This is a genomic window from Chitinophaga nivalis (genome assembly GCF_025989125.1).
Taxonomy (GTDB): Bacteria; Bacteroidota; Bacteroidia; order Chitinophagales; family Chitinophagaceae; genus Chitinophaga; species Chitinophaga nivalis.
Genome location: NZ_JAPDNR010000001.1, coordinates 1239225 through 1265571, shown reverse-complemented (window position 1 = coordinate 1265571; position 26347 = coordinate 1239225). Strand labels below are relative to the sequence as shown.

Here is a 26347-nt window from a genome sequence, read left to right as displayed (position 1 = left end):
TCGATATAAAAAACCTGGCAGTAATTTCACACAATCAAGATCAAGGAACAAATTTTTTGAAAATCAAGGAGGCATTATGACCACCAAACCCAAAGGTATTGGTTAATGCGGCTCTTACTTCTCGGTGTTGTGCGGTATTAAAAGTAAAGTTCAGATTAGGGTCTAATTGCGGATCATCTGTAAAATGGTTAATCGTAGGAGGAACTATGCCATCGATGATAGACATAATTACGGCTATGGATTCAACAGCACCAGCTGCTCCGAGCAAGTGACCTGTCATGGATTTTGTGGAACTGATATTTAACTGATAGGCATGTTCCTCAAAAACCCGCTGAATAGCTTTTACTTCTGCAATATCCCCCAGCGGAGTGGAAGTACCATGCACATTGATATAATCGATCTGGTCTGCCTGCATACCGGCATCTGCCAGCGCTTGCCGCATAACATTCATAGCGCCCAATCCTTCCGGATGTGGAGCTGTGATGTGGTGGGCATCCGCTGTAGCGCCGCCACCGGCTAATTCTGCATAAATTTTAGCGCCTCTTTCCAAAGCATGGTCTAATGATTCCAGTACCAGTGCACCGGCACCTTCTCCCATTACAAAACCATCACGGTCGAGGTCAAAGGGTCTGGAGGCTGTTTTAGGGTCATCATTCCTTTCGGATAAAGCCTTCATGGCATTGAAGCCACCTACACAGGGTTCATTAATTACATTTTCTGATCCGCCGGTAACTACCATATCGGTTTTACCGTAACGGATGCTGTACATTGCTTCTATAATCGCGTTGGTAGCGGATGCACAGGCAGATACAACAGAAAAGTTCGGTCCTCTGAAACCATGACGAATAGAAATATATCCGGCAGCAATATCCAGGATAAGCCTGGTAATCAGGAAAGGACTAAAGCGGGGAGTACCATCCCCAGTATGAAATTCCTTTAGCTCATGGCTGAAATTGATCATACCACCAACACCGGTGCCCCATATTACCCCAACCCGATCTGCATTGATCTTGTCTTTGTTAATATTGGCGTCCAGTATCGCCTGATCTGCGGCAATTACCGCTGTTTGTGTAAAGGGGTCCATCTTGCGGGCCTCCTTTTTGTCCAGGTAGTTAGTAGGATCGAAATTTTTCAGTTCGCAAGCAAAACGGGTTTTGAACTTGGAAGCGTCAAATTGCTTGATAAAATCCGCGCCGGATACACCGTTCGTCAATCCGTGCCAAAAATCGGCTACAGTATTGCCGAGCGGTGTAAGAGCGCCTAAACCTGTAACGACAACTCGTCTTGGTTGCATTAAAACAATTCTGATTAGTAGGATTATTTTACATGTTCTTCCAGGTAAGCAACTGCCTGGCCAACAGTAGTAATAGTTTCAGCTTGTTCGTCAGGAATGGAGATGTTGAATTCTTTTTCGAATTCCATAATCAGTTCTACCGTATCCAAAGAGTCAGCGCCTAAGTCGTTGGTGAAGCTGGCTTCAGGAGTTACCTCAGCTTCGTCAACGCCCAATTTGTCAATGATGATCTTTTTAACTCTTGATGCAATGTCTGACATAATTTTAAGTGTTTTTGGTTTAAAACTTGACTGCAAAAATATAATTTTTATTGAATTGCCAAGAGATAGCCGCAATTTTAAACCTCTTTCCCTGTGTATAATCGCCCCAAACTCAATACAGTAAACATATTCATTGCTTTGTTAATAAAAGAATTTATATCCCTTCAACACCCTTAAACGGGCAGAAATGACCGTTTACCCCTAAAATTGACCTTCCGGAAGACCTTGATACGATCCCTTCTTTTACGGTTCGTATAAATCACAATAAATCTCCATTCAACCGTTTTTTTCACCACTTATCTAAACCCTTAACGCTAATTAACAGTCGTTCCACGCTTTCACTCCCGTCATTTATTAAATTTGCCTTGCCAGGCAGCAACTTTAGCTTTATACGCCCGGTTTTTTAACCGGCAACAAAAAAACAAAGGTACTGAATGGCTCTTTCCAAATGGCTGATAGCTCATAATCAACAGCTAACAACCGAAAGCCAAAAGCTAAAACAACATGTCTAACACAAAAAGAACCGTTCGCTCAATAGTAATATTAGCGATAGCCGGTATCGTGGTTTTTCTTATCTACAAAAAAATAGCTGGTAGCAACGCGGAGAAAAGTGCTGCCAGCGCACCTGGAGCCAAAACTCCTGGCAACGCCAAATCAGTCAGTATTGATGCCTGGATCGCCAAAACATCTAAACTGGACCTGGCAATTGAAGCCAGTGGTACCCTCCAGAGTAATGAAGAAGTAGAAATAAAGCCGGAAATCAACGGGCGTATCACCCATCTTTATTTTAAAGAAGGTACAGCTGTAAGAAAAGGAGACCTCCTCGTTAAACTCTACGATGAAGACCTGCTGGCACAATTACAGAAACTCAAATTACAACAGCAGCTGGCTAAAACCACCCTGGAACGTCAGGAAAATCTGCTTAAAATAAATGGTATCAGCCGCCAGGACGTGGATGTAACCCGCAACCAGGTAAGTGCCTATGGTGCTGATATCGAATATACCCAAACCCAGCTGCAGAAAACAACCCTCCGGGCTCCCTTCAGCGGTAAACTGGGTTTACGGAACGTCAGCGAAGGCGCCATCGTTTCCGCAGCCACTATCATTACTACCCTGCAACAGATAGATCCTTTAAAAATGGACTTCGCTGTAGCAGAAAAATACCGGAACGCCATTAAAAACGGCGACCAGGTCAACTTCACCGTAACCGGTGACGATAATTCCTACACCGGCAGCATCTATGCGATTGATCCGAAAATAGACCTGACTACCCGCACGGTAAAACTGCGGGCCATCATTCCCAATAGCAGCAGCCGCCTCTTTCCGGGATCTTTTGCCAAAGTAAAAATCATTCTGAAAGACCTGCCCAACGCCATTATGATCCCTTCACAGGCAGTCATTCCCGGCACCCGCGACAAAAAAGTAATTGTGGCAGACAGCGGCCGGGCAAAATTTGTAGTGGTGGAAACAGGTATCCGCACCGAAAGCAACGTACAAATCACCAGTGGCATCCAGCCCGGCGATACCATTATTACAACCGGTATCCTCCAGCTGAAACCAGGAATGATATTAAAGTATAATAAGATCCAATAGTATTTGACCTTCCGTTACGGATGGCGTATCAGACAGCATAACAGGATACACACCATATATAATATAGTAACCGGTACCTCCTGCTGCCCGATACAAGGTGCGTAATGCTATAAACAGACAAGATGAGTTTACCTTCCATTTCACTTAAGCGGCCGGTTCTGGCAATTGTGATGAATATCATTATTGTGATATTCGGCCTTGTGGGCTTCACTTTTCTGGGGGTAAGAGATTTCCCTGCCATCGACCCGCCTATTGTAAACGTGCGTACGTCTTATGCCGGGGCCAACTCAGACATCATTGAAACACAGATCACCGAACCATTGGAGAAACAAATCAATGGTATTGCCGGTATCAAAAATATTTCTTCCAGCAGCAGTCAGGGGAGCAGCAACATCACAGTAGAGTTTGAACTGGGTCAGGACCTCGAAGGGGCTACCAACGATGTGCGGGATAAAGTATCACAAGCCCTCCGCAGCCTGCCACCCGATATTGATGCGCCCCCGGTGGTATCCAAACAGGACGCCAACTCTGACGCTATCATCTCCATGACGGTACAAAGCAATACCCGGAATCAGCTGGAAGTCACGGAATATGGCACCAACGTATTGCTGGAAAAACTGCAAACCATCCCAGGCGTAAGCTCCATTCAGATATGGGGCGAAAAACGCTACGCCATGCGTATCTGGATGGACCCGGCCCGGTTATCTTCCTATAGCCTCACCCCATCCGATGTACAGGCTGCATTGGTACGCGAAAACGTGGAACTGCCCTCCGGTAAAATTGCCGGTAATGCCACCGACTTCACCGTACGTACCTTCGGTAGGCTGGTATCAGAAGAAGACTTCAATAACCTGATCATCAAAAATGTCAACGGCAGCGAAATCCGTATCCGCGATATTGGTCAGGCAGTACTGGGTCCGGAAAATGAAGAAACCGTATTGAAAGAATCCGGTATTCCTATGATTGCGCTGGCACTGATTCCGCAACCCGGCTCCAATTACGTAGCTATTGCAGATGAATTCTATAAAAGATTTGAACAGCTGAAAAAAGATATTCCGGAAGATTATTCCGTGAATATTGCCATGGACAATACCCGCTTCATCAAACAATCTATTGATGAGGTGGAAGAAACCCTGATCGTAGCCCTGATACTGGTTATCTTAATTGTGTATCTCTTCTTCCGCGACTGGCTCATGGCTTTCCGCCCATTGATAGATATTCCGGTATCCCTCATCGGTGCATTCTTCATTATGTATGCCTGCGGCTTTACCATCAACATCCTTACCCTGCTGGCCATTGTACTGGCTACCGGACTGGTGGTGGATGACGGTATTGTGGTAACAGAAAACATTTATAAGAAGATAGAAGCCGGTATGCCGCGCATGCGCGCCGCCCGGGAAGGATCGGAAGAAATATTTTTCGCTGTTATTGCCACTTCCATTACCCTCGCATTCGTATTCCTGCCCATCATATTCCTCCAGGGATTTGTAGGACAGCTGTTCCGCGAATTTGGTATTGTGGTAGCCGGCGCCGTGATTATCTCTGCCTTCGTATCGCTGACACTCACCCCGGTACTGAACGTAAAACTGGGACGTAAAACACATACCCATTCCTGGTTCTATACCAAAACAGAACCTTTCTTCCGCTGGATGGAAGATGGCTATAAGAACTCATTACAAGCGTTTATGCGTTTCCGTTGGGTAGCAGGATTGATTATTGCCGGTTGTCTGGTGATGATTTATTTCCTGTTCAAAACCCTGCAGGCGGAACTGGCGCCACTGGAAGACCGTAGCACTTTCCGTTTATCCATTACCACACCGGAAGGTACCTCTTTCGATTACATGGATAACTATGTAGACAAGCTGACGAAGTTCATGGCAGACTCCATACCGGAAAAGAAAATTGTACTCAGCGTTACCTCTCCTGGATTCAGTGGGGCTGGTGCAGTAAACACCGCTTTTGCCAACGTAATGCTCACCGAGCCACACGATCGCCAACGTTCGCAGAAAGAAATTGTGGCCATGGTGAACCGTAACATGAGCAACTATCCACAGGGAAAAGTATTTGCCATCGAATCACAAACCATCCAGGTAGGACGCCGGAGCGGCTTGCCGGTTTCTTTTGTACTGGAACATATCAACTTCGATTCCCTCACGGCAGTATTGCCGAAATTCATGGAAGAAGTAGGCAACAGTCCGGTGTTCCAGGGTACCGACGTAGACCTGAAATTCAACAAACCGGAACTCCGGATACATATTAACCGCGATAAAGCAACGCAGCTGGGCGTATCTGTACAGGATATTTCCCAGACCTTACAGCTGGCACTCAGCAACCTGCGTTATGGCTATTTTATCCGGAATGGAAAACAATACCAGGTAATGGGACAGGTATTCCGTGCCGACCGCGATGATCCGATGGATCTGCAGAACCTTTATGTGCGCAATGCACGCGGAGAAGCGATTCAGCTGGATAACGTAGTATCGATAGAAGAAGAAACCAGTCCGCCTATCATCTATCACTTTAACCGGTATAAGTCCGCGACTATTTCTGCCGGCCTGGCACCTGGTAAAACCATTGGTGACGGGATTGGTGAAATGTACCGGATCTATAATAAGCTGCAACAGGAAAAAGTACTCGACGACTCCTTTAACACAGCGTTGTCCGGTTCTTCCCGCGACTATGCAGAAAGCGCTTCCAATACGATGTTTGCGTTGGGCCTTGCACTGGTACTGATATACCTGGTACTGGCTGCGCAGTTTGAAAGCTGGGTAGATCCGCTTATCATTATGCTCACCGTACCATTGGCATTTGCAGGTGCGTTGTTATCGTTATGGCTGTTTAACCAAACCTGGAATATCTTTTCCCAGATTGGTGTAATTATGCTGATTGGATTGGTGACCAAGAATGGTATCCTGATTGTGGAATTTGCCAACCATCACCGCGATGCCGGTACAGAAAAAGCAGCGGCAGTAATCAATGCTTCTTCCCAGCGTTTACGTCCTATTCTCATGACCAGTCTGGCCATGGCACTGGGCGCCTTGCCGATTGCCATGTCGCTGGGAGCAGCGGCTACCAGCCGTATTCCACTGGGTATCGTTATTGTGGGCGGTATTATCTTTTCACTCGTACTGACGTTGTTCGTTATTCCTGCCATGTATACGTTCCTTTCCAGAAGAAGTAGAAATACCGGAGAAGAGGAAGAAGAACGCATAGAAGGACAGGAAGAAGATGTGGCAGCTGCACATGCTTAGGATTACTGATTAAAAAGAACTGCCTCATAGCAGGCAGGCAATAACTGAGAATAATGTTTATGAAAAGATATCTGCTAAAATATTGTTTATACAGCCTCCTGCTGATGGGAAGCGCCACCGGCCTGCAGGCCCAGCAACAGGTGCTTACATTGGAACAGGCAATAGACCTTACGCTGAAAAACAATTTTGATATCCGCCTGGCGAGAAATACAGCAGAAGTATCTGCTAACGATTACGCCTATGCGAATTTTGCTTTTGCTCCGCGGCTTAATGCAACGGCTGGTACAACCTGGAATAACACAGCTACCAAACAGGAGTTTGCCAATGGCAGCAAACGCGACACCAGCGGCATCAAAGGCAACAACATCAGTGCCAACGTAACCCTTAGCTGGACGCTGTTTGATGGGTTAAAGATGTTTGCTACCCGCCACAAACTGGAGTCGATCCGTGGTCTGGGAGAGCTGGCCATCAAGAACCAGGTACAGAATTCCATCGCTACTGTTATTGGTGGTTATTACAACATCGTACAGCAGAAACAACAACTGAAAGCACTGGCAGAACAAATGTCGATTTCAGCAGAAAGGGTAAAATTATCCGACGGTAAATTCACCACCGGACTTGGCCCTAAAACAGATCTGCTGCAATCCAAAGTAGACCTGAATGCACAAAAGGCATTATACATCCGGCAGCTTACGTTAATTGAGCAAAGTAAATCCTTGCTGAATCAGCTGATGGCCGTTCCTGCCGGCGCTACCGGATATGAGGTAACCGATTCCATTCCGTTCAATGCAGGTTTATCTTTTGCGGCGCTGCAACAAACCATTGCCAATAACAATACGGCGATAAAAGTACAACAGCAGAATGTAGCGGTATCGGCACTCACCATCAAAGAGCGGCAGGCTGATTATTTCCCGGTCATCTCTTTTAACTCGGGCTACAATTACAACCGGAATACATCCAATGCAGCTTCCAATAATTTTAGTCCGCGTTTCAACCGGAATGGTGTATTCAATTACGGATTAACAGCTAATATTCCCCTGTTCAATGGCTTCAATGTAAAAAGACAAGTACAGAATGCGCGGCTCGATTTTGATTACCAGAACATAGCACTTGATAACATCCGGTCTCAGGTAGATCTTTCGCTGAACAATGCTTTTAAGGATTACGAATACTATAAAAAAGCCCTGGAACTGGAAGAAGAAACCAACGAACTGGCGAAAGAAAATATGATGGTAGCACTCGAACGTTTCAAGCAGGGCGTATCTACAACACTGGAGGTGAAAGAAGCCCAGCAAAGCCTGGAACAGTCCTACTACCGCCTGATACAGGCCCGGTATAATACCAAACTGGCGGAAACAGAACTGGGCCGGCTAAACGGCTCATTGGTACAATAGTTTTATCCAGAAAAAAAGGAAGCCCGGTTGCTGCAAAGCCCGGGCTTTTTTTTATGCTTCATTATCATATACTTATCGTATATCCCATTATATTTCACGTCGCCTTAACATTCCTGTAACATAGGTTCTCTATATTTATATTCGGAAAATGCTATAACTGCGAACTATGTCAGATTGCTCTCCAAAAGCACTTTTTGAAAAATTATTCGAGGCCAACAATGCAAAGATTTACCGGTTTGCGTTCAAGCTCACGGAAGATGCCGCGAGAGCACAGGAAATCACACAGCAATGTTTTATACGCCTTTGGGAGAACATGCACCTGGTAAAAGAAGGGCAGGATGTTTTTCCATTGTTGTTTGTATATGTAAAGCACCTCGTCATAGACGAAAGCAGAAAACTGTACCGGGAAAAAAAAGCACTGTCCAAAGCGGCCGCGCAGCAAAACACAACAGACAGCAGTAGTGAGCGGATGTTTATCCATAAAGAATTTCAGACTCACCTGCACAAGGTTGTAGAAAAGATGCCGGAACAACGCCGCAATGTATATACCCTAAGCCGCGATCATGGCTTCACCCATAAAGAAATTGGTCAGCAGCTTTCTATCTCCCCCGCTACCGTAAAGAATCATCTGACAGCAGCCCTGCAGTATATTCGCAGAGAACTGCTCACCCACTACGATACTGATACTCAATAATCCCGTTATAACTCATGCGAAATTATCTTCTGGGCGTAACCCTTTTATTATGCGCCTGCAGCAAAAAAGATCAGCCGGCGCCACCCCCTCCAAGACCCAGTGGGCCCGCTACACAGCAAGACATCAATAAATGGATCCTGGACAGCATGCGTCATTACTATTTATGGAATGATCAATTGCCCACCACCGTCGACGCTACTTTGTCTGCACCAGATTATTTTCAAAGCATCAAAAATGCCAACGATCCTTTTTCACTCCTCTATAATCCTGGCAACTGGAATACCTATCCACGGTACATGTTCTATAACTATGGCATGAATTACAATGTCATTCCCTGGCCGTCCGCACCCGGTGGCGCCATCGGCGTAATAGAACTGGTGATTCCCGGTTCCAACGCTGCCGCCGCAGGTTTCAGCAGGGGGCACTACTTTACCCGGATCAACGGTACGCCGCTCACTGCTGCCAATGCACCGGCATTAACCGCCCAGGTATTAAAAACAGGAGAGGGGGCCTTTACACCTGCCACCATTAACAACGGCATGGTAACAGAAGGGCAACCCCGCACAGTATTATTGGGTATCGCAACAGAAAATCCCCTGTATGCCAACAGCGTCATGACAGTGGAGAATAAAAAGATTGCCTATCTCTTTTACAATGCTTTTAATGATATTTATAACCAGGAGCTGATTACTGCCTTCCGTAACTTTAAAAGTCAGGGAGCCACAGAACTGATTTTGGATATGCGTTACAATACCGGTGGTAGCCTGGCTGCTGCTGCTACGCTGTCTACCCTCATTGCACCTGGCATTGCGGCCAATACTCCTTTTGTACAATACACCGGCAACAGCCGGCTGCCATTCCGGCAACTGGATTTCAGCACAACAATGTCTTATCCGGAATCCGGCAATGCCATTCCGTTTAATCAGGTACAACCTGCCAGCTTATCCTTACAACGGGTTTATATTCTTACTGGTCATGAAACCATTTCAGCGGCGGAATTAACGATTAATAACCTTAAGCCCTATACGAAAGTAATCCAGATAGGACAAACCACTTTCGGTAAGGATAAAGGCGCTATTACCATTAAAGAAAATAGTGGCTGGATTACCTGGATATTACAGCCCATTACCTACCGGCTTGCCAATGCCCGCGGAGAGGGTAACTATACAAAAGGTATCGCACCGGATCATACAATTGATGAGATGAATACGCAGCCATTGCTGGCCCTCGGCGACTCCAAAGATCCGCTCATTGCCAAAGCACTGGCGTTAATCACAGGTCATAGCCGGAAAGCGGCGGTACCGGAGAGCATCACATCGGTACCTTCTTATTTCCATACACAGCAAAAAGTGCAAGAAGTCATCCTGCCACGATAAAATATACTTTTAAAAACGCATCCGGCGGAGAAGATGTCAGCGAAAAAATTCACTGGTATCTTTCCGCCGGATGTCTTTTTTAAAGGAGTGGTATCCTGTCTGTAGGGGTTAACAAATCAATGGATGAAATATCATATTAAGTCTCTAAAAACGCACGTTGTAAGAAACAACACGCAAGGTATATACTCTTTAATAGGGCTTTCAATATAATAATGTTCTAAGGCAAGTGTGCATGCTGTAACTCACTATTAGTCCTGTGTTGAATAACATGTTGAATCCTGGTACGGGTACCGGTGCCCAGCAATAGTAAAGGAGGTACTGTTTGTTTTCCCGGATAATCAATCTGCACATGTTTCATCATACCCGAGCTGTCTTCCTTTACGGTTCCTCCATAGGAGAGGCCGCTGAGTAACCCGTTCTCCGGATTATCCAGTACGGCCATTTTCCTGGCAGCTGGCGCCTTTCCCAAAACCACCACATTCCCGGCTTCTTTTACAATAAAACGGATCGGTAATTTCTCTGTTCCTGCAGCATGAATATAAGCGCCGCGGGTAACCACCAGGCCACCGTTTTTATACCGCTCGCCTGGTAAAATATGTATAATCGCGCCCGGTTCAATACGCAATGACGCTTCATTGCCTACATACACCCACCCCTTGATATACCAGGGATGTGTGGCAGTAAGCAGGGTATTGGAAGTAACCATGCTGGTCAGCGTATCAGAAACGGGAATTGTTTCCATGTTGATAGCTGCTCCGTAGAGCCGCTGGTCCTCTTTTTTACAGGCATGAAAAATAAACAGCAACAGTACACCACTGCGGGTGAAAGCTGTTCTCCATATTTTCCAGGCTGTTTTCATAGAATGAATGAATGGGGCTGTTAGAAAGTAGTTAACTCTGCACTTATATAATTCTCATCCAAGGTCTCTCCTTCTCTGTCCGTGATTGATACAATACTATAATGTCCACGAAACTGCTCTGTACCAGTATTGAGGAAAGGATAGGCTCCATTCCGTATTTTATTGGTAGGTAATACAACAAACTCTCCTGTTTTCAGGTCTTTTATTTTAAAATAATAAGAGATGTTAGATCCATCTTCCGTAAAACAAGGAAGCATTAATGTTTGAGCATCCAACACTCCATTCTTTACGTTTTTAAGAATAGTTACATCCGTTAAGGTCAATGGTCTTCCCTTGCCTGTATAAATGTGAAGATCTACTACCGGATAATCATTGAATGTTTTTTTCAAATTCAACATAAACTGCACCTTACTGGAATCAGGAGCTACCTTCGCACCGGAAATAAAACCATGTAACCCCAACGACTCAGTACTGATTACCCTAAAACTCTTTGTGTTATTTTTTTCTATTTTAACAAGCGTATCTGCCACCAACACAGTTGTATTGGCTTTAAAAACACTTAATTTAGCTGAATTGGTCGCGGCTGGAAGTGTAAAAACAAAATCCTGATCACTCACTATTTTACCTAGTTTTTTACCATCATAAAAAACATCCAGCTCTGGAGCGTCGGAAAATGGTAATTGAAAAATAGCAATTTTACCATAATACAATTCAGTAGGTAAATCTCCTTTTTTGCAGGCATTCAGCAACATTACCAGGGCAGCTAAAAAAAGTAAAGCTCGTTTTTGCATGTTCATTTCTGATTGAAAAATTAATTAGTGATGATAACAACGTGCAGGATAATCCTGCACGTTGTTATTGAAGAAAAAGGATTATTTAAATCTGGTCCAGGAAGAACTTCCACCTACGATAGTCCAGTCAAGACCACCTGGGAAAGCACCAGCATTAGCTACATCAGCAGTAGTACCTACTCCAGTGATATAGTTAGCAGCAGCAGAAGTATTATTACGTGCGAACGGATTAGTCAGGCCAATCGCAGCAACGTTTGCTGTAGCACCACTGTAACCGAAGTTACCGGTAGGAGTAGTAATAGCAGTAGCAGTACCACTCACTTCTGTAGCCCATGGAGTAGCATAAGCGTGTACAAATACGTTGTTGGCAGTAGAAGTACCTGCAGTGAATTTAGCATAGGTAGTACCAGCAGTATTGTCGAAGATAACACCTTTGTTGAAACCAATGAAGATAGCATTTTTGATTTCGAATTCAGTATTTCTTCTCAGGTGAGCAGCACGGCCATAAGTACCACCGGTTACAGTTGCAGTAGCTTTAGCAGCGTTAGGCAGACCAACGATAGTGATATAGTTGTACTTAGCGTGAGTGAGAGGAGAAGTAGAAGAACCACTTGCATCGTTATCACTTTCAAAACCGTTAGATTGGCTGATATCCGCACGGGTAGTATCAGACAGACCTAAAGCGTAAGAGATAGTACCACTGTAGCCATTGTCGGTATCAAAAATATCATCCAATGCATCTACAGCGATCAGGTGAGAAGCATTTACAGTACCACCGAAAAATTCAAAAGCATCATCATTAGCTTTGTAAACTTCTACGTAGTCGATAGTTGTACCGCTACCAACACCAGCTAAAGTCAGACCATTCAGCTCGTTGTTAGGTGTTAAGGCAAAACCAGCATACTCAATACGTACAAATTTCAGGCTACCGGAGTTGTCATTGGAAACAGTACCACCGTAAGTAGCATCAGCAGGAGATACGTCAGGAACACCTTCTACTCTTTTGGTAGTAGGCGTGTTGGTTGGTGCTTTACCTAATAAAACCACACCAGCCCAGTCACCTGAAACTGGGTTTGAATCCCAACGCTCAGAAGTGAAGATGATAGGATTGCTGGCAGTACCATTAGCAATGATCTGTGCACCTTTGGTGATGATCAGACCACCACCGGCAACACCTGTAGTAGGGCTAACATTACCTTCGATGCGGGTACCTGCCTGGATGATTAATACGTCAGCGGAGTCAACATAAACAAGACCGCTCAGGTGCCATTCGATACCGCTGGTTAACAGGATGGTATCTTTAGTAGTGTGGTTAGTACCCAGTACGCCAGATAAAACCGGAGAAGCTGGAACTACCTGTGTGGCAGAAACGGCACGGCCGTCGTTGATTTGGTTTTCCTTTTTGCAGGAAGACATGAGTGCGGCACCAACAATAGCTGTTGATAAAAGGGCTACTCCAAAGGATTTGTTTTTCATGTTTTGTTTTTTTGCGGTTTAAAACGGGATTTCCTGATCAGGGTTTATAATTATAAAAGCGCGCGCTCATTAGAACCGGTAACTTGCCGTGATGCTCACTGTCCGACCTGGGGTTGCCTTGTAATCAATAGCGTCTTTACCGGATTGATATAACAATTGTTTGATGGTAGGAGCTTTCTCTCCTTTATTGATATCTTCTTCATTCGCATCCCAACGGTTGGCATATACCAGACTGAAACTATTCAACAGGTTAGAGACATTTACTCTCAGTTCTGCTTTATTTTTCAGGAGGTGTAAAGCCAGCTGGGCATCCAGTGATTCCAGGGGTCTTTCAAAATATCCCTGGGAATATATTTCGTGTGCCCGGTACATTCTGTTGGAAACATAATTGTAAACCAGGTTGAGGGAAAACAATTTATTGTCATAGTACGCACCTGCATTCACCATATAGTTGCTGGCGCCTGCCTGCGGACGTTTTTCTTCCGGAGATAAGTTTTCGGTTACTACAATTTTATATGGATTCGTAGGGTCTACACCGTTATATCCCAAACGCATCGGCGTTACACGGGAATCGAGATAAGTAAAGTTACCGGATAAGGTAATGTCGCGGATAACAGGTACTTTGGTAAAGGCGAGTGATTTCCGTACTTCCAGTTCTACACCAAAATTCTTGGCAGCTTTATTATTCTTTAACCGAAACTCGTTATTAGCCTCTTTGTATATTTCCATGGGCCGGTCCATGTTCTTGTAAAAGAGGGAGAATGATAACAGTTCACCAGGAGCAGGATACCACTCATACCTGAAATCATAATGTTTGATCGTGGTAGAAGTCACATAACTACCAAAGTATACGCCACCCAGTTCAAAATCGTATTCTTTAAATCCGCTCAGCTCTCTCAGATCAGGACGGATAATACTTTCTGAATAAGCTACCCGGAGATTCATCGTAGGGGTAAGGCTATAAGTCAGGTTAGCAGAAGGGAACAACCGGAAATTAGGCTCCCTGTTTTTCAGGTCAGAATAATCATATTTATCCTGTTCTCCACGGCCGCCATTAATCAGGCTAAAAAGAGAATCCAACGCCACATTGATGTTGTTCAGGTTATAATACTCCCCACGTAATCCCCATACAAATCTGAATTTATCTCCAATCTTATGATCCAGCATACCATAAAAAGCATGTAAGGTGGCGCCTTTCTTATAGTCATCTCCAAACGGGTCGAGTTTAGTTGTCAGACCGTTTTCAGGTGTAAAGATGTTGGATACCGGCAGGTAATCTCCTTTAGACTGATCTATATCATGAAAGGTATTCAACACAAAAAAACTACGGTCTTTGCTCCAGCCGGCATATCCTGCCTTTGCCGTATTTTCAATAGGCAGGTTACCGATATTAAACTTAAAAGGAGCGGAAAGAGAAACATCCCAGCTGTAGTTATTTTCCAGTGCACGATTCCAGTTACGCAATGATCCGGAAGTGGTAGCAATGGCATACAACCGGTTAATGTTGTAGTTATTCAGTGAGCCTTCTTCCGGCTGCATGTATTGTCCGGCAAATATGTGGTTGTCTGGTCGTTGACGATCCAGCTTCAAATAGCTCCCGAGCCATTTCAGTTTAAGGCCACGGTTGCCAAGTGCATGTTCTCCCTTTAATTGATTCTGCCAAAGCGACGTCACGGAAGTAATATCAAAGTAGGCATAGGTATTGGGGCTATAGGTACTGGAAACGGCTGTACCGGAAATCAGGTGCTGATCCAGTGTCCGCTGATAAATAGTTTGGAAACCAATACGGTGACGCTCATTCCGGTATCCTGCACCCAGCATACCACCCAGATTGGTGGTAAAACCATAACGCTGACCCTTAAACGAAGCGTAGTCATTGGACGGATCGCCTTCAAATCCTGACCGCGACATAATAACATCCTGTGTAGCCAGGGTATTGCGATAGTTAGCAGAAGCCACCACACCAAACTGGCTCTTATTGGTTAAAGGTAATACCCGTCCCAATGCAAACTGATAGTTCTGTGATGGCTGTGCCTTGAAGCTGGTCACACCCCAATTATTATTAAAAGATTTACCATTTTTTGCATTTTCCGCAAAGGCATGTCCCATATCGCTTTTATTCTTCCAGTCAAACGAACCCAGAAACTTACGATGGTTGGAAGCTTTTGCCCAGTACTCCTTTCCTTCCAGGGGCATCGACAAAAAAGTTTTCCCCGTAGTTTTATCATTGTATCCAACACCGGCATTTACAGTCAGAAAGTTGGCCGTAGGAATTTCCAGGGTATTTACTTCTACCAGGCCACCACCAAATTCCGCACTGCGATCTGCCGTTAATGTTTTAATCACCGTCACATTTTCAATAATGTTGGAAGGGATAATATCAAAGCTGAAATTCTTTCTGTTCAGCTCTGTACTAGGCATGATCTGTCCATTCAACACTGCTGCGTTATAACGTTCACTCAAGCCGCGTACGACTACGTATTTATTATCCAGTGTAGACAAGCCTGTTACTCTTTTCAATACTTCTCCCACATTCTTATCCGGCGTGCGGGCAATCAGATCGGCGCTGATACCGTCTGTAATAGCTGCATTGTTTTTCTGCAACGCATACAGTCCTTCTATAGAAGCTTTTCTGTAGTTACCGGTGATGGTTACTTCTTTCAGGCTGCTACCACTGCTTTTCATGATGATATTGAGCGGCGTAATATTGGTAGAAGCCACTTCCACATCGGTTACCTTCCGGCTCTCAAAAGAGATATAGGAAAAAGTAAGGGTATATTTTCCGGGCTCCAGTTGTAATTCATAAGTACCGTCTACATTCGTCACTACACCTTGTCCTCCTTGTACCTGAATGGTCACACCAGGTAATGGTTCATTCTTATTATTCACCACTTTACCGGTTACTTTTCCATTTGTTCTGGCAGCAGGTTTTTCTGCGTTTCCTTTCCGTACAGCAATGGTATTTTTATTGGTCAGCTCTACATCCAAAGGCGCATTATTATCCAGGTATTGCAGCACGGTACCCAGTGGTACACTTTCAAATTTCACGGTTGTGAAAGCGCATTGCTGTAAATATTCCGGATCATAGATAAAGGTATAAGACGTTTGTTGTTGTAATGCTTTTACAACGGCAGCGGCATTGGTTTTACCAGCCTGTAACTGGATTTTGTCGGCAAGCGTTTTATAAGACTGCGCCTGCAGTATGAAAGGCGAAGTCCCCATCATAAAAACAAACAGGGCGATTATTCGACATGACACACGTATCCCTGTACAAAATCTTTGTGTAGATTTTTGCATACTTCTTTTGCTTAATTAAGTTGATAGTTTAGTTAATGAGTTAGTTATGCTTTGTGCTTACCCGATAAGTATATTCATTTACACGAACGCTTTTCAGGTTGTGTACATACTCCAGGGTTGATAATATTTTATCAATGGATAAATCTGTTCTGAACTCTCCGGAAATCTTTTTATCAGCTAATGAAGCGTCGTCCAGTATGATACTACAGCCGTATCTTTGTTGCAACTTTGTTAGCGCATCTGCTAAAGTAGTACGATCGAAATATATTTTTCCCTGTTTCCAGTCCAGCACTTCTTCGTTGGAAAACTGCTGTAATACAGGCATTTCACCATTTTTATACTGTAACATCTGACCCGGTAATAATACTTTGGTAAAAGTATCCCGCATACTTACTGATACCTTTCCCTGAATCAGACTTACTTGTATACTGCCATCTGCCTTGTTGGCGGTAGCAATGTTAAACTCTGTTCCCAGTACCGTAGTCACCAGCTGACCGGTATGTACCCGGAAGGGGCGCTGGTCATCTTTTACTACTTTAAAATATCCTTCTCCGCTCAACCACAGCTCCCGGTTGGTTTGGTTGTAATTATAATTGTAAGACACCGCAGCATGTGCATTGAGCCATACCTCAGAGCCGTCAGGCATCGTAAACAGCTGCACTTTATTACTATGGTTGGTGAGTGTATCCCACTTAACGGCAATCTGCTGTTGTACCTGTTGTTTCGCCTGCCACAGGAAAGACAATAAACCAATAGCGCCTAATATGGCGGCAGCTACCCGGTACCATAAACGATGTATTTTAGGTTTAGGTGTTGCTTCTTCGCCGTTGGCGGCTTCCCACGTTTCCATCATCCACTCGTCCATTGCAGGGGTTTCCGGCAGGGAGAGATAGGCTTCCACCTCTGCTACTTCCTGTTCGGAACAATGACCTTTGAAATATTTATCGAGTAACTGTTTATTCATATCCCTGCTTTGGGTATTTACACAAGAAGTACGTTTCAAAGTAAAGGGATTCCTAGTCCGTTTTTGGAGTTAACAATTTGGTAATAATGCAGGGGAGATACTTTTTATGGTCCGGAGAGCAGGGGCAAAAGCAAAACGCCTGATGCCCCTTTCCGGACATCAGGCGTTTTGCTTTATCTGTCAGCACTGCAACAGTAGTGGGTAATTCCTTTACTCCTGTCTGGTAGCTTTCTTTTTCTTGTATTCGTTAAATGATTCCTTGATATACAACATCAGATCGTACTCACTGGCGTTGTTGAGGAACTGATAACCGGGCCGGTATTTATACATGAATGAATCCAGCTCCGGACTTTGCAGCTGTGTCATTTTCTGCACCAGCTCCGGTGAATAACGATAGTCTATGAATTTTTCTTTTTCCCAATACAATAGCTGTTCATGAAATTGTTCTTTCCGCTTCCGCGCTTTGCTGGGAACCAGATAAGACAATGCCGTAATAGGATTGGCAGGCAGTGTTTTCAACACGTCCATCGCACCAGGTTTTTTGTAATTAAAATAACGGCCGTATTCATCCCGCAAGGCCAGTGAATCTTTCTTGTAGTTTTTACCTTTGATGTTGACCCCTTGTAGTTCAAAAAGGCGCTTCTGCAGATAAATATCCTGGGAAGTAGACATCCCGGGAGCAATTAACTGCCTGGTAGAATAACTCAACATAGAAAAATCCAGGGTATCACCGGGCATCGCTTCAATAAAGTAGCGTCCGTTCTCATTACTGAGGGAACCGGTCAATGTCCTTCTGTTAACGATAGAAACAAAAGGTAACCCCGTTTTAGTTTCCTGATCCACGACCATACCTGATACACGTACCTGTGCAACAGTGTTCTGCAGGTTTAAGAAAAAGAACAAAAAAAGTACTCCGATATATGCTATAAAACGAATCATGAATGTAGTAATCCTTCAAATTTAATCTTCCACCCGCAAATAAAACGTTAAAAAAGGGTGTCAGTGACAGTGCTCTGCAGCAAATTTATTAATTCTCAAGCTTATAAATATCCTTTCAATCACTTATTTTTACTATTATCAAGCATATCTGAAAAAAACATGCCACATAAAATTATTTTCGCCACACAACACTACCAATACCTCAAAGACCGTATCATATCCGCTGGCGGCGCGGGTTGGCAGGATGGCGAACTGGAGATCCGTGACTTCCCCGATGGGGAACATTATCACCGCATCCGTACCGATGTAAGCCACAAAGATGTGGTGCTGATTGGCGGTACCATCGATGATAAGGAAACGCTGGAGTTGTACGATCTGGCCAGTGGCTGTATTCAGCTGGGCGCCCTGTCGCTCACCATTATCATTCCATTCTTTGGTTATTCTACCATGGAACGTGCCGTGAAATACGGAGAAATTGTGAAAGCAAAAACCCGGGCCGTATTATTTTCCTCTTTACCTGATACTTCCCGTGGTAACCGCATTGTAATGATAGACTTGCACGTGGACGGCATTACCTGGTATTTTGAAAGTGGTATCCGGCCGGTTCATTTATATGCAAAAGATTTCGTAAAAGAAGCGGCCCTGGAACTGGCTGCAGGCAAGCCTTTTGTATTGGCCAGCACCGATGCCGGCCGTGCTAAATGGGTAGAGTCGCTCGCCAATGACCTGCATGTGCCGGCTGCTTTCGTTTTCAAACGCCGGCTTTCCGGTGAAGAAACTGCCATCACTGCCATCAGCGCCGATGTGAAAGATAAAACCGTTATCATTTACGATGATATGATCCGCACCGGCGGCTCGCTGATACATGCCGCAGCAGCCTATAAAGATGCGGGCGCAGCAGCGATAGATGTTATCACCACGCATGGTATCTTTGCGGGTAACGGATTTGAGAAAATCAAACAAAGTGGCATCATCAGAAAAGTAGTGTGTACAGATACCCACCCCAATGCACTGGAAATTAACGACGACATGCTGGAAGTAAAATCCGTTGCACCGCTGCTCCTGCAATACTTTGAAGAACCTTACCGTTAATCCGCCGGTAGCTGCTATAAAAAATAACCACCTGCAATATTGTACATTCGTATTGCATAAAATCAATCATACTTATGCTCGATTTTCGTATAATCGAATACGGTAGTTGCGACTATCATACCATGCTGGAGCTGCGCAATGAAGTATTGCGGAAACCATTGGGATTAACCTTCTCTGAAGCCTATCTGCAACAGGAAATGAATGATGTGTTCATCGGTGGCTTCCTGGCTGTCACCGACCAACCACCAGTGCTGGCAGGTTGCTGTATACTCACGCCGGTTGATGAAAATACCGTGCAGCTAAGGCAAATGGCAGTATCCCCACTGCTGCAGGGCAAAGGCGCCGGCCGGGAAATTATTGCGTTTGCAGAACAATATGCTATCCGTAATGGTTTTAACATACTTACCATGCATGCCCGGAACGAAGCCATAGGATTCTATCAGAAGCTCGGATATGAAACTTTCGGAGAAGCATTTACAGAAGTAGGCATCCTTCATATGGAAATGAAAAAACAACTGCTGTAAACAAACCTCCACATGCGGTCTAAATGCGCCAGACGGACGACTGGCGGCCTTCTTCCGGTCCGCCCCCGCCTCTTTTATCCACTACCGGTAATGCATATTTTTTTTCGTACGGAACCCATTGTAAACGGGCTCCCGATTGTATTGTAGATGATATGAGACAACTATACAATCATCGACTAGATAAGATTACTGTCAAAAGTTTTTGTAACCAAATCATTTGCCATACAATGAGAAGCCAAGTACTAGCCTGGTCGGGACTATGCTGCGCCTTGTTCTGCTATTCCGCCGGCAGTGCGTACGCCAACCCCGGGAAGCAACTGTCGCCAACAGCTGATACCACTGTTCCGGTAGTGATTAAGCCCGCTGCTGCCGATACCAGCAACAAGCCTAAACAGGATACTGTAAAACCATTGCAGGATACGACTACCAGACCGAAAGCCGATACCACTGCCAAAACAAAAGCGGATACCGCTGCCAGACCCAAAGAAGATACTGCCCTGATTCTGCCGCCGGATGAAACAAAAGCCAAAAGCGAAGTAGGAAAGTTTACCATCAACGGGCTGGTGAAAGATGACAAAGGCAACCCGATCCCCGGCGCCATCATCAGAAACAAAACAGCAAAACTCAATGCCCAATCCGGTCCGGATGGTAAGTTTACCATCAAAGCCGGCTTAAAAGATACCCTCCTCATTACTTCTGTCACCTTCGCCGACCAGACCATTCCCATCGAAAAAAGGGAGCCGCTGGCCGTTACCCTCACACCTGCCAATGCCAACAAAAAAGTATTGGGAGAAGTGGTAGTAACCGCACTCGGTATCAAAAAGAATCCCCGTTCCGTAGGATATGCCCTGAGTGAAGTAAGTGGCAACGCCGTGCAGGAAGCCAAAGAAGTAAACTTTGTCAATGCATTGACAGGTAAAATACCCGGTGTACAAATCAGTACCAATACCGGCTCCATGGGAGGATCTTCCAAAATCACCATCCGTGGGGTAAAATCCATCCTGGGCGATAACAACGCCTTCTTCGTACTCGACGGTGTTCCCATGATGAACAGCAACAGCAACCAGGGCGGACAACTGAACGGCGGTGGCGGTTACGACTACGGTAGCCCCCTGCAGGACATCAACCCGGAAGATATTGAGAACATCTCCGTACTGAAAGGAGCTGCTGCTACAGCCTTATACGGTAGCCGCGGTGCCGGCGGGGTACTCCTCATCACTACCAAAAAGCGCCCGGACAGCGAAAAAGGCATCGGGGTAACCTATAGCCTCAACGCACAGGTAGACCAGGTAGCGATACTCCCTAAATACCAGAACCTGTACGGTGGCGGTAGCAATGGCAAATTCGATACCCTCTACTACAAAAAAAATCCACAAGGGTTCCTGAATGAACAAAGTGCTACCTACGACGACAATGATGGTAAAGGCCGCTATGACCTCATGCCGCAGTATTCTTCCGATGAATCCTGGGGGCCCCGGCTGGATGGCCGCATGGTGCGTCATTACTGGTCCTGGGACAAAAACAAGAATAACCCTTACTTTGGACAGACCGCTCCCTGGGAAGCAAATCCCAACAACGTAAAGGACTTCTACAGAACCGGCTTTACCCTTACCAATAACATTTCCATGGCCGGCAACAACGAGAAAGGTGGTTTCCGCCTATCATACGGCAATATGAACCAAACCTTCGTACTGCCGAATGCTTCCATGAACCGCAATAATCTGTCCTTCAACGGCAACTACGAACTGACGAAAGGAGTGAGGGGAGTAGCCTCTGTTAACTACAGCGCCATAAAAGCCAAAGCACGTCCCGGTACTGGTTTCACCGGACCTAATCCCACCCTGCAGTTCACCATGTTTGGTCAACGGCAGCTGGACCTGGACATGCAAAAACGCTACCAGTACGACGACGGCTCCCAGATCACCTGGAACCGTAAATCATGGGACAATCCAACGGTATCGTCCAGCAATGGCCCTTATTATAACCGTTACCGCGATTACGAAACCGACAGCCGCAACCGCCTGTTTGGTTACGCCGGTGTAGATGTTGATGCCACCAAATGGCTGTCCTTCACAGGTCGTGTATTCATGGACGACTACAATTCCCTGGAGGAAGAAAGAACCGCCAAAGGATATACCCAAAGCGGGTACATCAAACGGGTGCGTACTTCCCGTGAAATGAACTACCAGATTACCGCAGATATCAAAAAAGACCTCAGCAACGAGTTGCAGCTGAATGCTACCCTGGGTGGTAATCTCATGCACCGTCAGTGGACCGTTACCGGCGGCAGCACGCAAGGAGGTCTGATTACCGACAATGTGTACAACCTGAACAACTCTATTTCTCCGGCATCTGTCATCGATGAACTTTATGAGAAACAGATCAACTCCGTTTTTGCCACTGCCAATCTGGGCTACAAAAACATGCTGTTCCTGGATCTGACTGCCCGCAGCGACTGGAGTTCTGCCCTGTCAAAAGGATACAACCAGTATTTCTATCCTTCTGCCTCTGCCTCCTTTGTGTTTTCCGATCTGCTGAAAGACTGGAAATGGCTGTCATTCGGTAAATTAAGAGGTAGTATGGCTGCTGTAGGCAATGATACAGATCCTTACCACACCTACCGGGTATACGACTTCGTACAACCGTTCAACAACAATCCGATTTCCCAGTACCCGGTTACCAAAAATATCCCGGACCTGAAACCGGAACGTACCACCGAATTTGAAACAGGGGTAGAGCTGAAATTCCTCGACAACAGGGTCGGAGTGGATTTCACCTATTATAACCGTACCAGTAAAAACCAGATCATTACGCTGCCTATCCCGGGAGCCACCGGTTACCTGAGCACCTATGCCAATGCTGGTTCAGTAAGCAATAAAGGTTTTGAAATCGGCTTAAACCTCAATCCCATCCGCCTGAAAAACGGCTTCCGCTGGGATATCAATGCCAACATCTCCCGCAACCGCAATAAGCTGCTGGACATGGACGTACTACAATACAATACCTCCCTGCCACTACTCACCATCGGTTCCGACCGCCGCACCCAGAAAGTATCTGTCGTAGCGAAAGTAGGAGAACCACTGGGTACCATCATGGGAACAGACTACCGGTACGATGCCAACGGTAATAAACTGGTAGGCGCCAATGGTTATTATCTTGCAAGCGCGATTAAACCTATCGGGAACGCCTATCCGGATTATGTAGGCGGTATTACCAATACCTTCTCTTTCAAAGGCATTTATGTATCGGCATTAATCGATTTCCAGCATGGTGGTAACTTCTTCTCCTATACGAATCTGTACGGAGAAAAATCCGGATTACTGGAAAGTACGGTAGAAAACAATATCCGTGAAAATGGTATTGTGGTACCTGGTGTGACAGAAGACGGACGGCCTAATACAAAAGTCATTTCTGCCAAAGAACATTTTAACGTCAACGGGGGTAACGTCATCAGTAAAGCGAATCTCTATGATGCCAGCTACATCTACCTGAGAGAAGCTAAAATTGGTTACAACCTCCCATATGCCTGGTACAAAAAGGTAGGTGCACAAAGTGCCCGTATCTCCCTGTATGGCCGTAACCTGTGGCTCATTAAATCCAATGCCCCCAATGTGGATCCTTCCAACATCCTCAACTCCGCGTCCAACATACAAGGAATTGAAGGTGGTGCATTGCCGTCACTGCGGTCTTTTGGTATAAACCTGAATGTATCATTCTAAATCTGTTACAATGACTAAAAACATCTTGAAATATAGCGGGGCATTATTGCTGGCGGGCACACTGGCGTTCACCGGTTGTAAGAAACTGGAGGATATCAACCATGATCCCAACAAACCAACTACCGCCCAGCCACCATACCTCCTGACCGGTGCCCAGAAAGGCGCTATGGATATTCTGTACAGCGGCCTGCAGAATGGCTACATGGGAATGCATTTTTCCCAGTACTGGTCCGGCAACGCGCGCACCAACGATAGCCGTTACCTGCTGGACGAAGGTAATAACAGTAACCTGTGGAATAACCTGTATCGGATATCCCTGCACAACCTGGATGACCTGATTAAACAAAATACGCCCCGGCTCAGCGAACCGGGTGTCGCTAACCAGAATGCCATCGCAAAAATTACGCAGGCCTGGATTTATCAGATCCTCGCAGATGCCTACGGCAATATTCCATATACAGAAACCTTCCAGGAGGCAAATATTACCCCTAAATACGACGATGCCCGCACCGTTTATAATGCCATGCTGGATAACCTCCAACAGCAGATAAACGTGCTGAATCCAAATGAAGTGAGTTTTCTCAGCGGAGATATCATTTATAGCGGGAACGTGTTAAAATGGAAAAAACTGGCCCATTCCCTGATGCTACGTTATGCCATCCGCATGATAGATGCAGATAAAGACAAGGCGGGTAAAATCATCGAAGCCCATTATCAGGATGCTTTCAGCAGCAACGATGATGATGCTCAGTTCAACTATATAGCTTCCGCACCCAATAAATTCCCGTTCAATAATTCAGAACGGGAGATCTCTGACTTCTTTGTAAGCACCACGATGGTAGACTACATGAAAAGTGTCAGCGATCCGCGGTTAAATATCTATGCACAGCCAGCAAAAGGGGATACCATTAAAGGAATGCCCTATGGCCTGGTAGATGGCGATAAAAGCCGGCTCCCGGCAGTTAATTACTCCTATCCCGGCAAACAGATTTACAGCGCTACCATGCCCGGTATTCTGATGAACTATGCCGAAGTGGAATTCATCCTGGCAGAAGCAGCAGCCCGGGGCCTTAACGTAGGAGATGCTGCCACCCATTACCGGAATGGTATCACCGCTTCCATCAACTACTGGTACAAACTCACCACCGGACAACCCGCTCCGCAGGATATTATCAATACTTACCTGAGCAAAGTACCGTACAATGCTGCCGACTGGAAAAACGTAATCGGTACCCAGAAATGGCTGGCATTATACCCGCAGGGCTTCCAGAGCTGGTTTGAAAGAACCCGGCTGAAATTCAGGCAACCAGGCGGTCAGCCACTGTTTAATACACTGGCATATCCATCGCTGGACCCGACGGTAACAGATGTACCTTATCGCTTAACCTATCTGCTGAGTGAGCAAACACAGAATATTGCCAACTATCAGCAGGCCGCAGCCGCGATCGGAGGGGATACCAAAGGCACGAAACTCTGGTACAATAAATTCTAACATAACAATCAACTATAACTAAACAATCAAACATCGGCGCCTGCTTCTGCAGGCGCTTTCTTTTTTTCAGCCGGATCGTTTTTTTCGTTTGCTTATCTTTATCGTCACCTATATGTAGCGATTTATGAGGAAAGTACTATTATTAGCGGCCTTTCTGGCCATTTCGTGCTGTGTATCAGCGCAGGACATGACCCACGGTTACCAGCATTGGTACACGTATTTCGGCAATATGAAAATCGATAGCAAGTGGTCGGTACCTTTTGACATACAGTTACGCCTGAGGGATGGTATCAGCAATAAAGGACAGTTGCTGATGCGGGGCGGACTGCAATACAGCATCAACAAGCAGCATCATGTGTTGCTGGGCTATGCCTTTGTGCCAACCTATAACAATGCATCCAACACCTGGCTGCCGGAGCAACGTATCTTTGAACAGTACATCTACAAAGCGTCTAAGCTGGATATGACACACAGATTCCGGCTGGAGCAACGCTGGGTGGCACAACCAGGTAAACCCACTGAAACCCGCGATATCGGCGATTGGAAATATGGTAACCGGCTGCGTTACTTCAACCGTACCCAGTTGCCTGTTTTCCATCAAAAATCCGTCACCCCATTTTATGTGGCATTACAGGAAGAAATATTTCTGAATCTGTGGGGAAATGAGATCAGTAGTCTGTTCTTTGATCAGAACCGCTTTCTGGTTGCTTTCGGGTACCAGTTTTTACCTGGTTTAAAGGCGGATATCGGGTATATGAACCAGGTAGTGCAAACCGGTTCCGGTGCTAAAACCATGAACCATATTCTTCACTTTACGGTATTCCACAATTTCAAATTATAAAAGTAGCAGGAAGCGCTGTTAGCGGAAGTTTTCAAACTTTTTCTTCAGCATGCCGATAAAACTATCGTAAGCGGCCGCTGTTTTAAAAGCACTGACAGGGATAAGGAAAAAGGTTTTCTTATCCCTGTACAGGAAAAAGAATTTTTTTGTTTCGATGATGCGGGAGAAATTATTCCAGCTGACAGCACGGGGATGGTTACTGTTGCGGGTAGAGATCTGCAGCCCTTCTTCTGAATATTTCAGCAGGATGTCGTCCTTGAAAGTGGCTGCTTTATGATAGATGGAAACAGGTAGCAGGTACCAGAATACCCAGCCTATCAGTAAGGCCATAATAGCAATACCGGTAAGGGCGCTGGTAGTAACTACGTTAAAGAAATAACCTGTGAAGGTGGAGAGTAGCAGAATGATCAGCGTGTTGCGAAAAACCTTTATTTCACCCCGCTGCATAAAATGGTAACGCAATGCATGCAAAACATCTCCTTTATTATAAC

General features: G+C 45.4%; 19 protein-coding genes. 10 read left to right on the top strand and 9 right to left on the bottom strand.

Annotation, left to right across the window (positions count from 1 at the left end):
- Positions 1 to 40: 40 nt before the first annotated feature.
- Together fabF and OL444_RS05185 are read right to left on the bottom strand one after the other, a co-directional pair.
- On the bottom strand, positions 41 to 1294 hold the full coding sequence (gene fabF, locus OL444_RS05190; protein WP_264734291.1) for a beta-ketoacyl-ACP synthase II: 1254 nt from the start codon (positions 1292 to 1294) through the stop codon (positions 41 to 43).
- 23 nt (positions 1295 to 1317) lie between these two features.
- A complete protein-coding gene (locus tag OL444_RS05185; RefSeq protein WP_012788038.1) occupies positions 1318 to 1554 on the bottom strand; it encodes an acyl carrier protein in 237 nt (78 codons plus the stop codon).
- A 504-nt stretch (positions 1555 to 2058) separates the two neighbouring features.
- Between OL444_RS05185 and OL444_RS05180 the strand changes: the two genes are divergently transcribed.
- The 5 genes from OL444_RS05180 to OL444_RS05160 all read left to right on the top strand — a co-directional run bounded on the left by OL444_RS05180 (position 2059) and on the right by OL444_RS05160 (position 9862).
- A complete protein-coding gene (locus OL444_RS05180; RefSeq protein WP_264734292.1) occupies positions 2059 to 3147 on the top strand; it encodes an efflux RND transporter periplasmic adaptor subunit in 1089 nt (362 codons plus the stop codon).
- Positions 3148 to 3269: 122 nt separating this feature from the next.
- Positions 3270 to 6398, top strand: a complete 3129-nt coding sequence (locus OL444_RS05175) for an efflux RND transporter permease subunit (protein WP_264734293.1) — start codon at positions 3270 to 3272, stop codon at positions 6396 to 6398.
- 59 nt (positions 6399 to 6457) lie between these two features.
- Positions 6458 to 7792: a TolC family protein gene (locus OL444_RS05170; RefSeq protein ID WP_264734294.1), complete on the top strand. Its 1335-nt coding sequence runs from the start codon at positions 6458 to 6460 to the stop codon at positions 7790 to 7792.
- A 166-nt stretch (positions 7793 to 7958) separates the two neighbouring features.
- Positions 7959 to 8486 (top strand): RNA polymerase sigma-70 factor, encoded by a 528-nt coding sequence (locus tag OL444_RS05165; RefSeq protein ID WP_264734295.1) that lies wholly within the window; start codon positions 7959 to 7961, stop codon positions 8484 to 8486.
- Between the two features lie 14 nt (positions 8487 to 8500).
- Entirely contained in the window at positions 8501 to 9862 is a 1362-nt protein-coding gene (locus OL444_RS05160) for a S41 family peptidase (protein ID WP_264734296.1), read from the top strand.
- A gap of 217 nt (positions 9863 to 10079) precedes the next feature.
- Here OL444_RS05160 and OL444_RS05155 read toward each other — a convergent pair whose 3' ends face one another.
- The 6 genes from OL444_RS05155 to OL444_RS05130 form a co-directional block, all read right to left on the bottom strand.
- The gene (locus tag OL444_RS05155) at positions 10080 to 10721 is read right to left on the bottom strand and encodes a beta-helix domain-containing protein (RefSeq protein WP_264734297.1); all 642 of its coding nucleotides are present in this window, start codon (positions 10719 to 10721) and stop codon (positions 10080 to 10082) included.
- 20 nt (positions 10722 to 10741) lie between these two features.
- Positions 10742 to 11512 carry a DUF4397 domain-containing protein gene (locus tag OL444_RS05150; RefSeq protein WP_264734298.1) on the bottom strand — a complete coding sequence of 257 codons (771 nt, stop codon included), beginning with the start codon at positions 11510 to 11512 and terminating at the stop codon, positions 10742 to 10744.
- Between the two features lie 81 nt (positions 11513 to 11593).
- Positions 11594 to 12988, bottom strand: coding sequence for a beta-helix domain-containing protein (locus OL444_RS05145; RefSeq protein ID WP_264734299.1), 1395 nt, complete (start codon positions 12986 to 12988; stop codon positions 11594 to 11596).
- 69 nt (positions 12989 to 13057) lie between these two features.
- Entirely contained in the window at positions 13058 to 16246 is a 3189-nt protein-coding gene (locus OL444_RS05140) for a TonB-dependent receptor domain-containing protein (RefSeq protein ID WP_264752007.1), read from the bottom strand.
- 79 nt (positions 16247 to 16325) lie between these two features.
- On the bottom strand, positions 16326 to 17249 hold the full coding sequence (locus OL444_RS05135) for a FecR family protein (RefSeq protein WP_264734301.1): 924 nt from the start codon (positions 17247 to 17249) through the stop codon (positions 16326 to 16328).
- A gap of 210 nt (positions 17250 to 17459) precedes the next feature.
- On the bottom strand, positions 17460 to 18152 hold the full coding sequence (locus OL444_RS05130; RefSeq protein WP_264734302.1) for a carboxypeptidase-like regulatory domain-containing protein: 693 nt from the start codon (positions 18150 to 18152) through the stop codon (positions 17460 to 17462).
- A gap of 195 nt (positions 18153 to 18347) precedes the next feature.
- Between OL444_RS05130 and prs the strand changes: the two genes are divergently transcribed.
- From prs to OL444_RS05105, 5 genes are all read left to right on the top strand, one after another.
- Positions 18348 to 19280, top strand: coding sequence for a ribose-phosphate diphosphokinase (gene prs, locus OL444_RS05125; protein WP_264734303.1), 933 nt, complete (start codon positions 18348 to 18350; stop codon positions 19278 to 19280).
- Positions 19281 to 19354: 74 nt separating this feature from the next.
- A complete protein-coding gene (locus OL444_RS05120) occupies positions 19355 to 19804 on the top strand; it encodes a GNAT family N-acetyltransferase (protein WP_264734304.1) in 450 nt (149 codons plus the stop codon).
- A gap of 227 nt (positions 19805 to 20031) precedes the next feature.
- Complete coding sequence (locus tag OL444_RS05115; protein ID WP_264734305.1) at positions 20032 to 23523, top strand: SusC/RagA family TonB-linked outer membrane protein; 3492 nt, start codon at positions 20032 to 20034, stop codon at positions 23521 to 23523.
- Between the two features lie 10 nt (positions 23524 to 23533).
- A complete protein-coding gene (locus OL444_RS05110; RefSeq protein ID WP_264734306.1) occupies positions 23534 to 25015 on the top strand; it encodes a SusD/RagB family nutrient-binding outer membrane lipoprotein in 1482 nt (493 codons plus the stop codon).
- Positions 25016 to 25139: 124 nt separating this feature from the next.
- The gene (locus tag OL444_RS05105) at positions 25140 to 25856 is read left to right on the top strand and encodes a DUF2490 domain-containing protein (protein WP_264734307.1); all 717 of its coding nucleotides are present in this window, start codon (positions 25140 to 25142) and stop codon (positions 25854 to 25856) included.
- 18 nt (positions 25857 to 25874) lie between these two features.
- Here OL444_RS05105 and OL444_RS05100 read toward each other — a convergent pair whose 3' ends face one another.
- Positions 25875 to 26327: a YcxB family protein gene (locus OL444_RS05100; protein ID WP_264734308.1), complete on the bottom strand. Its 453-nt coding sequence runs from the start codon at positions 26325 to 26327 to the stop codon at positions 25875 to 25877.
- Between the last annotated feature and the right edge of the window lie 20 nt (positions 26328 to 26347).

Excerpts from the sequence above, each read along its gene's own strand:
- fabF (WP_264734291.1), bottom strand. The coding sequence starts at position 1,294 with ATGCAACCAAGACGAGTTGTCGTTACAGGTTTAGGCGCTCTTACACCG.
- OL444_RS05185 (WP_012788038.1), bottom strand. The coding sequence starts at position 1,554 with ATGTCAGACATTGCATCAAGAGTTAAAAAGATCATCATTGACAAATTG.
- OL444_RS05180 (WP_264734292.1), top strand. The coding sequence starts at position 2,059 with ATGTCTAACACAAAAAGAACCGTTCGCTCAATAGTAATATTAGCGATA.
- OL444_RS05175 (WP_264734293.1), top strand. The coding sequence starts at position 3,270 with ATGAGTTTACCTTCCATTTCACTTAAGCGGCCGGTTCTGGCAATTGTG.
- OL444_RS05170 (WP_264734294.1), top strand. The coding sequence starts at position 6,458 with ATGAAAAGATATCTGCTAAAATATTGTTTATACAGCCTCCTGCTGATG.
- OL444_RS05165 (WP_264734295.1), top strand. The coding sequence starts at position 7,959 with ATGTCAGATTGCTCTCCAAAAGCACTTTTTGAAAAATTATTCGAGGCC.
- OL444_RS05160 (WP_264734296.1), top strand. The coding sequence starts at position 8,501 with ATGCGAAATTATCTTCTGGGCGTAACCCTTTTATTATGCGCCTGCAGC.
- OL444_RS05155 (WP_264734297.1), bottom strand. The coding sequence starts at position 10,721 with ATGAAAACAGCCTGGAAAATATGGAGAACAGCTTTCACCCGCAGTGGT.
- OL444_RS05150 (WP_264734298.1), bottom strand. The coding sequence starts at position 11,512 with ATGCAAAAACGAGCTTTACTTTTTTTAGCTGCCCTGGTAATGTTGCTG.
- OL444_RS05145 (WP_264734299.1), bottom strand. The coding sequence starts at position 12,988 with ATGAAAAACAAATCCTTTGGAGTAGCCCTTTTATCAACAGCTATTGTT.
- OL444_RS05135 (WP_264734301.1), bottom strand. The coding sequence starts at position 17,249 with ATGAATAAACAGTTACTCGATAAATATTTCAAAGGTCATTGTTCCGAA.
- prs (WP_264734303.1), top strand. The coding sequence starts at position 18,348 with ATGCCACATAAAATTATTTTCGCCACACAACACTACCAATACCTCAAA.
- OL444_RS05120 (WP_264734304.1), top strand. The coding sequence starts at position 19,355 with ATGCTCGATTTTCGTATAATCGAATACGGTAGTTGCGACTATCATACC.
- OL444_RS05115 (WP_264734305.1), top strand. The coding sequence starts at position 20,032 with ATGAGAAGCCAAGTACTAGCCTGGTCGGGACTATGCTGCGCCTTGTTC.
- OL444_RS05110 (WP_264734306.1), top strand. The coding sequence starts at position 23,534 with ATGACTAAAAACATCTTGAAATATAGCGGGGCATTATTGCTGGCGGGC.
- OL444_RS05105 (WP_264734307.1), top strand. The coding sequence starts at position 25,140 with ATGAGGAAAGTACTATTATTAGCGGCCTTTCTGGCCATTTCGTGCTGT.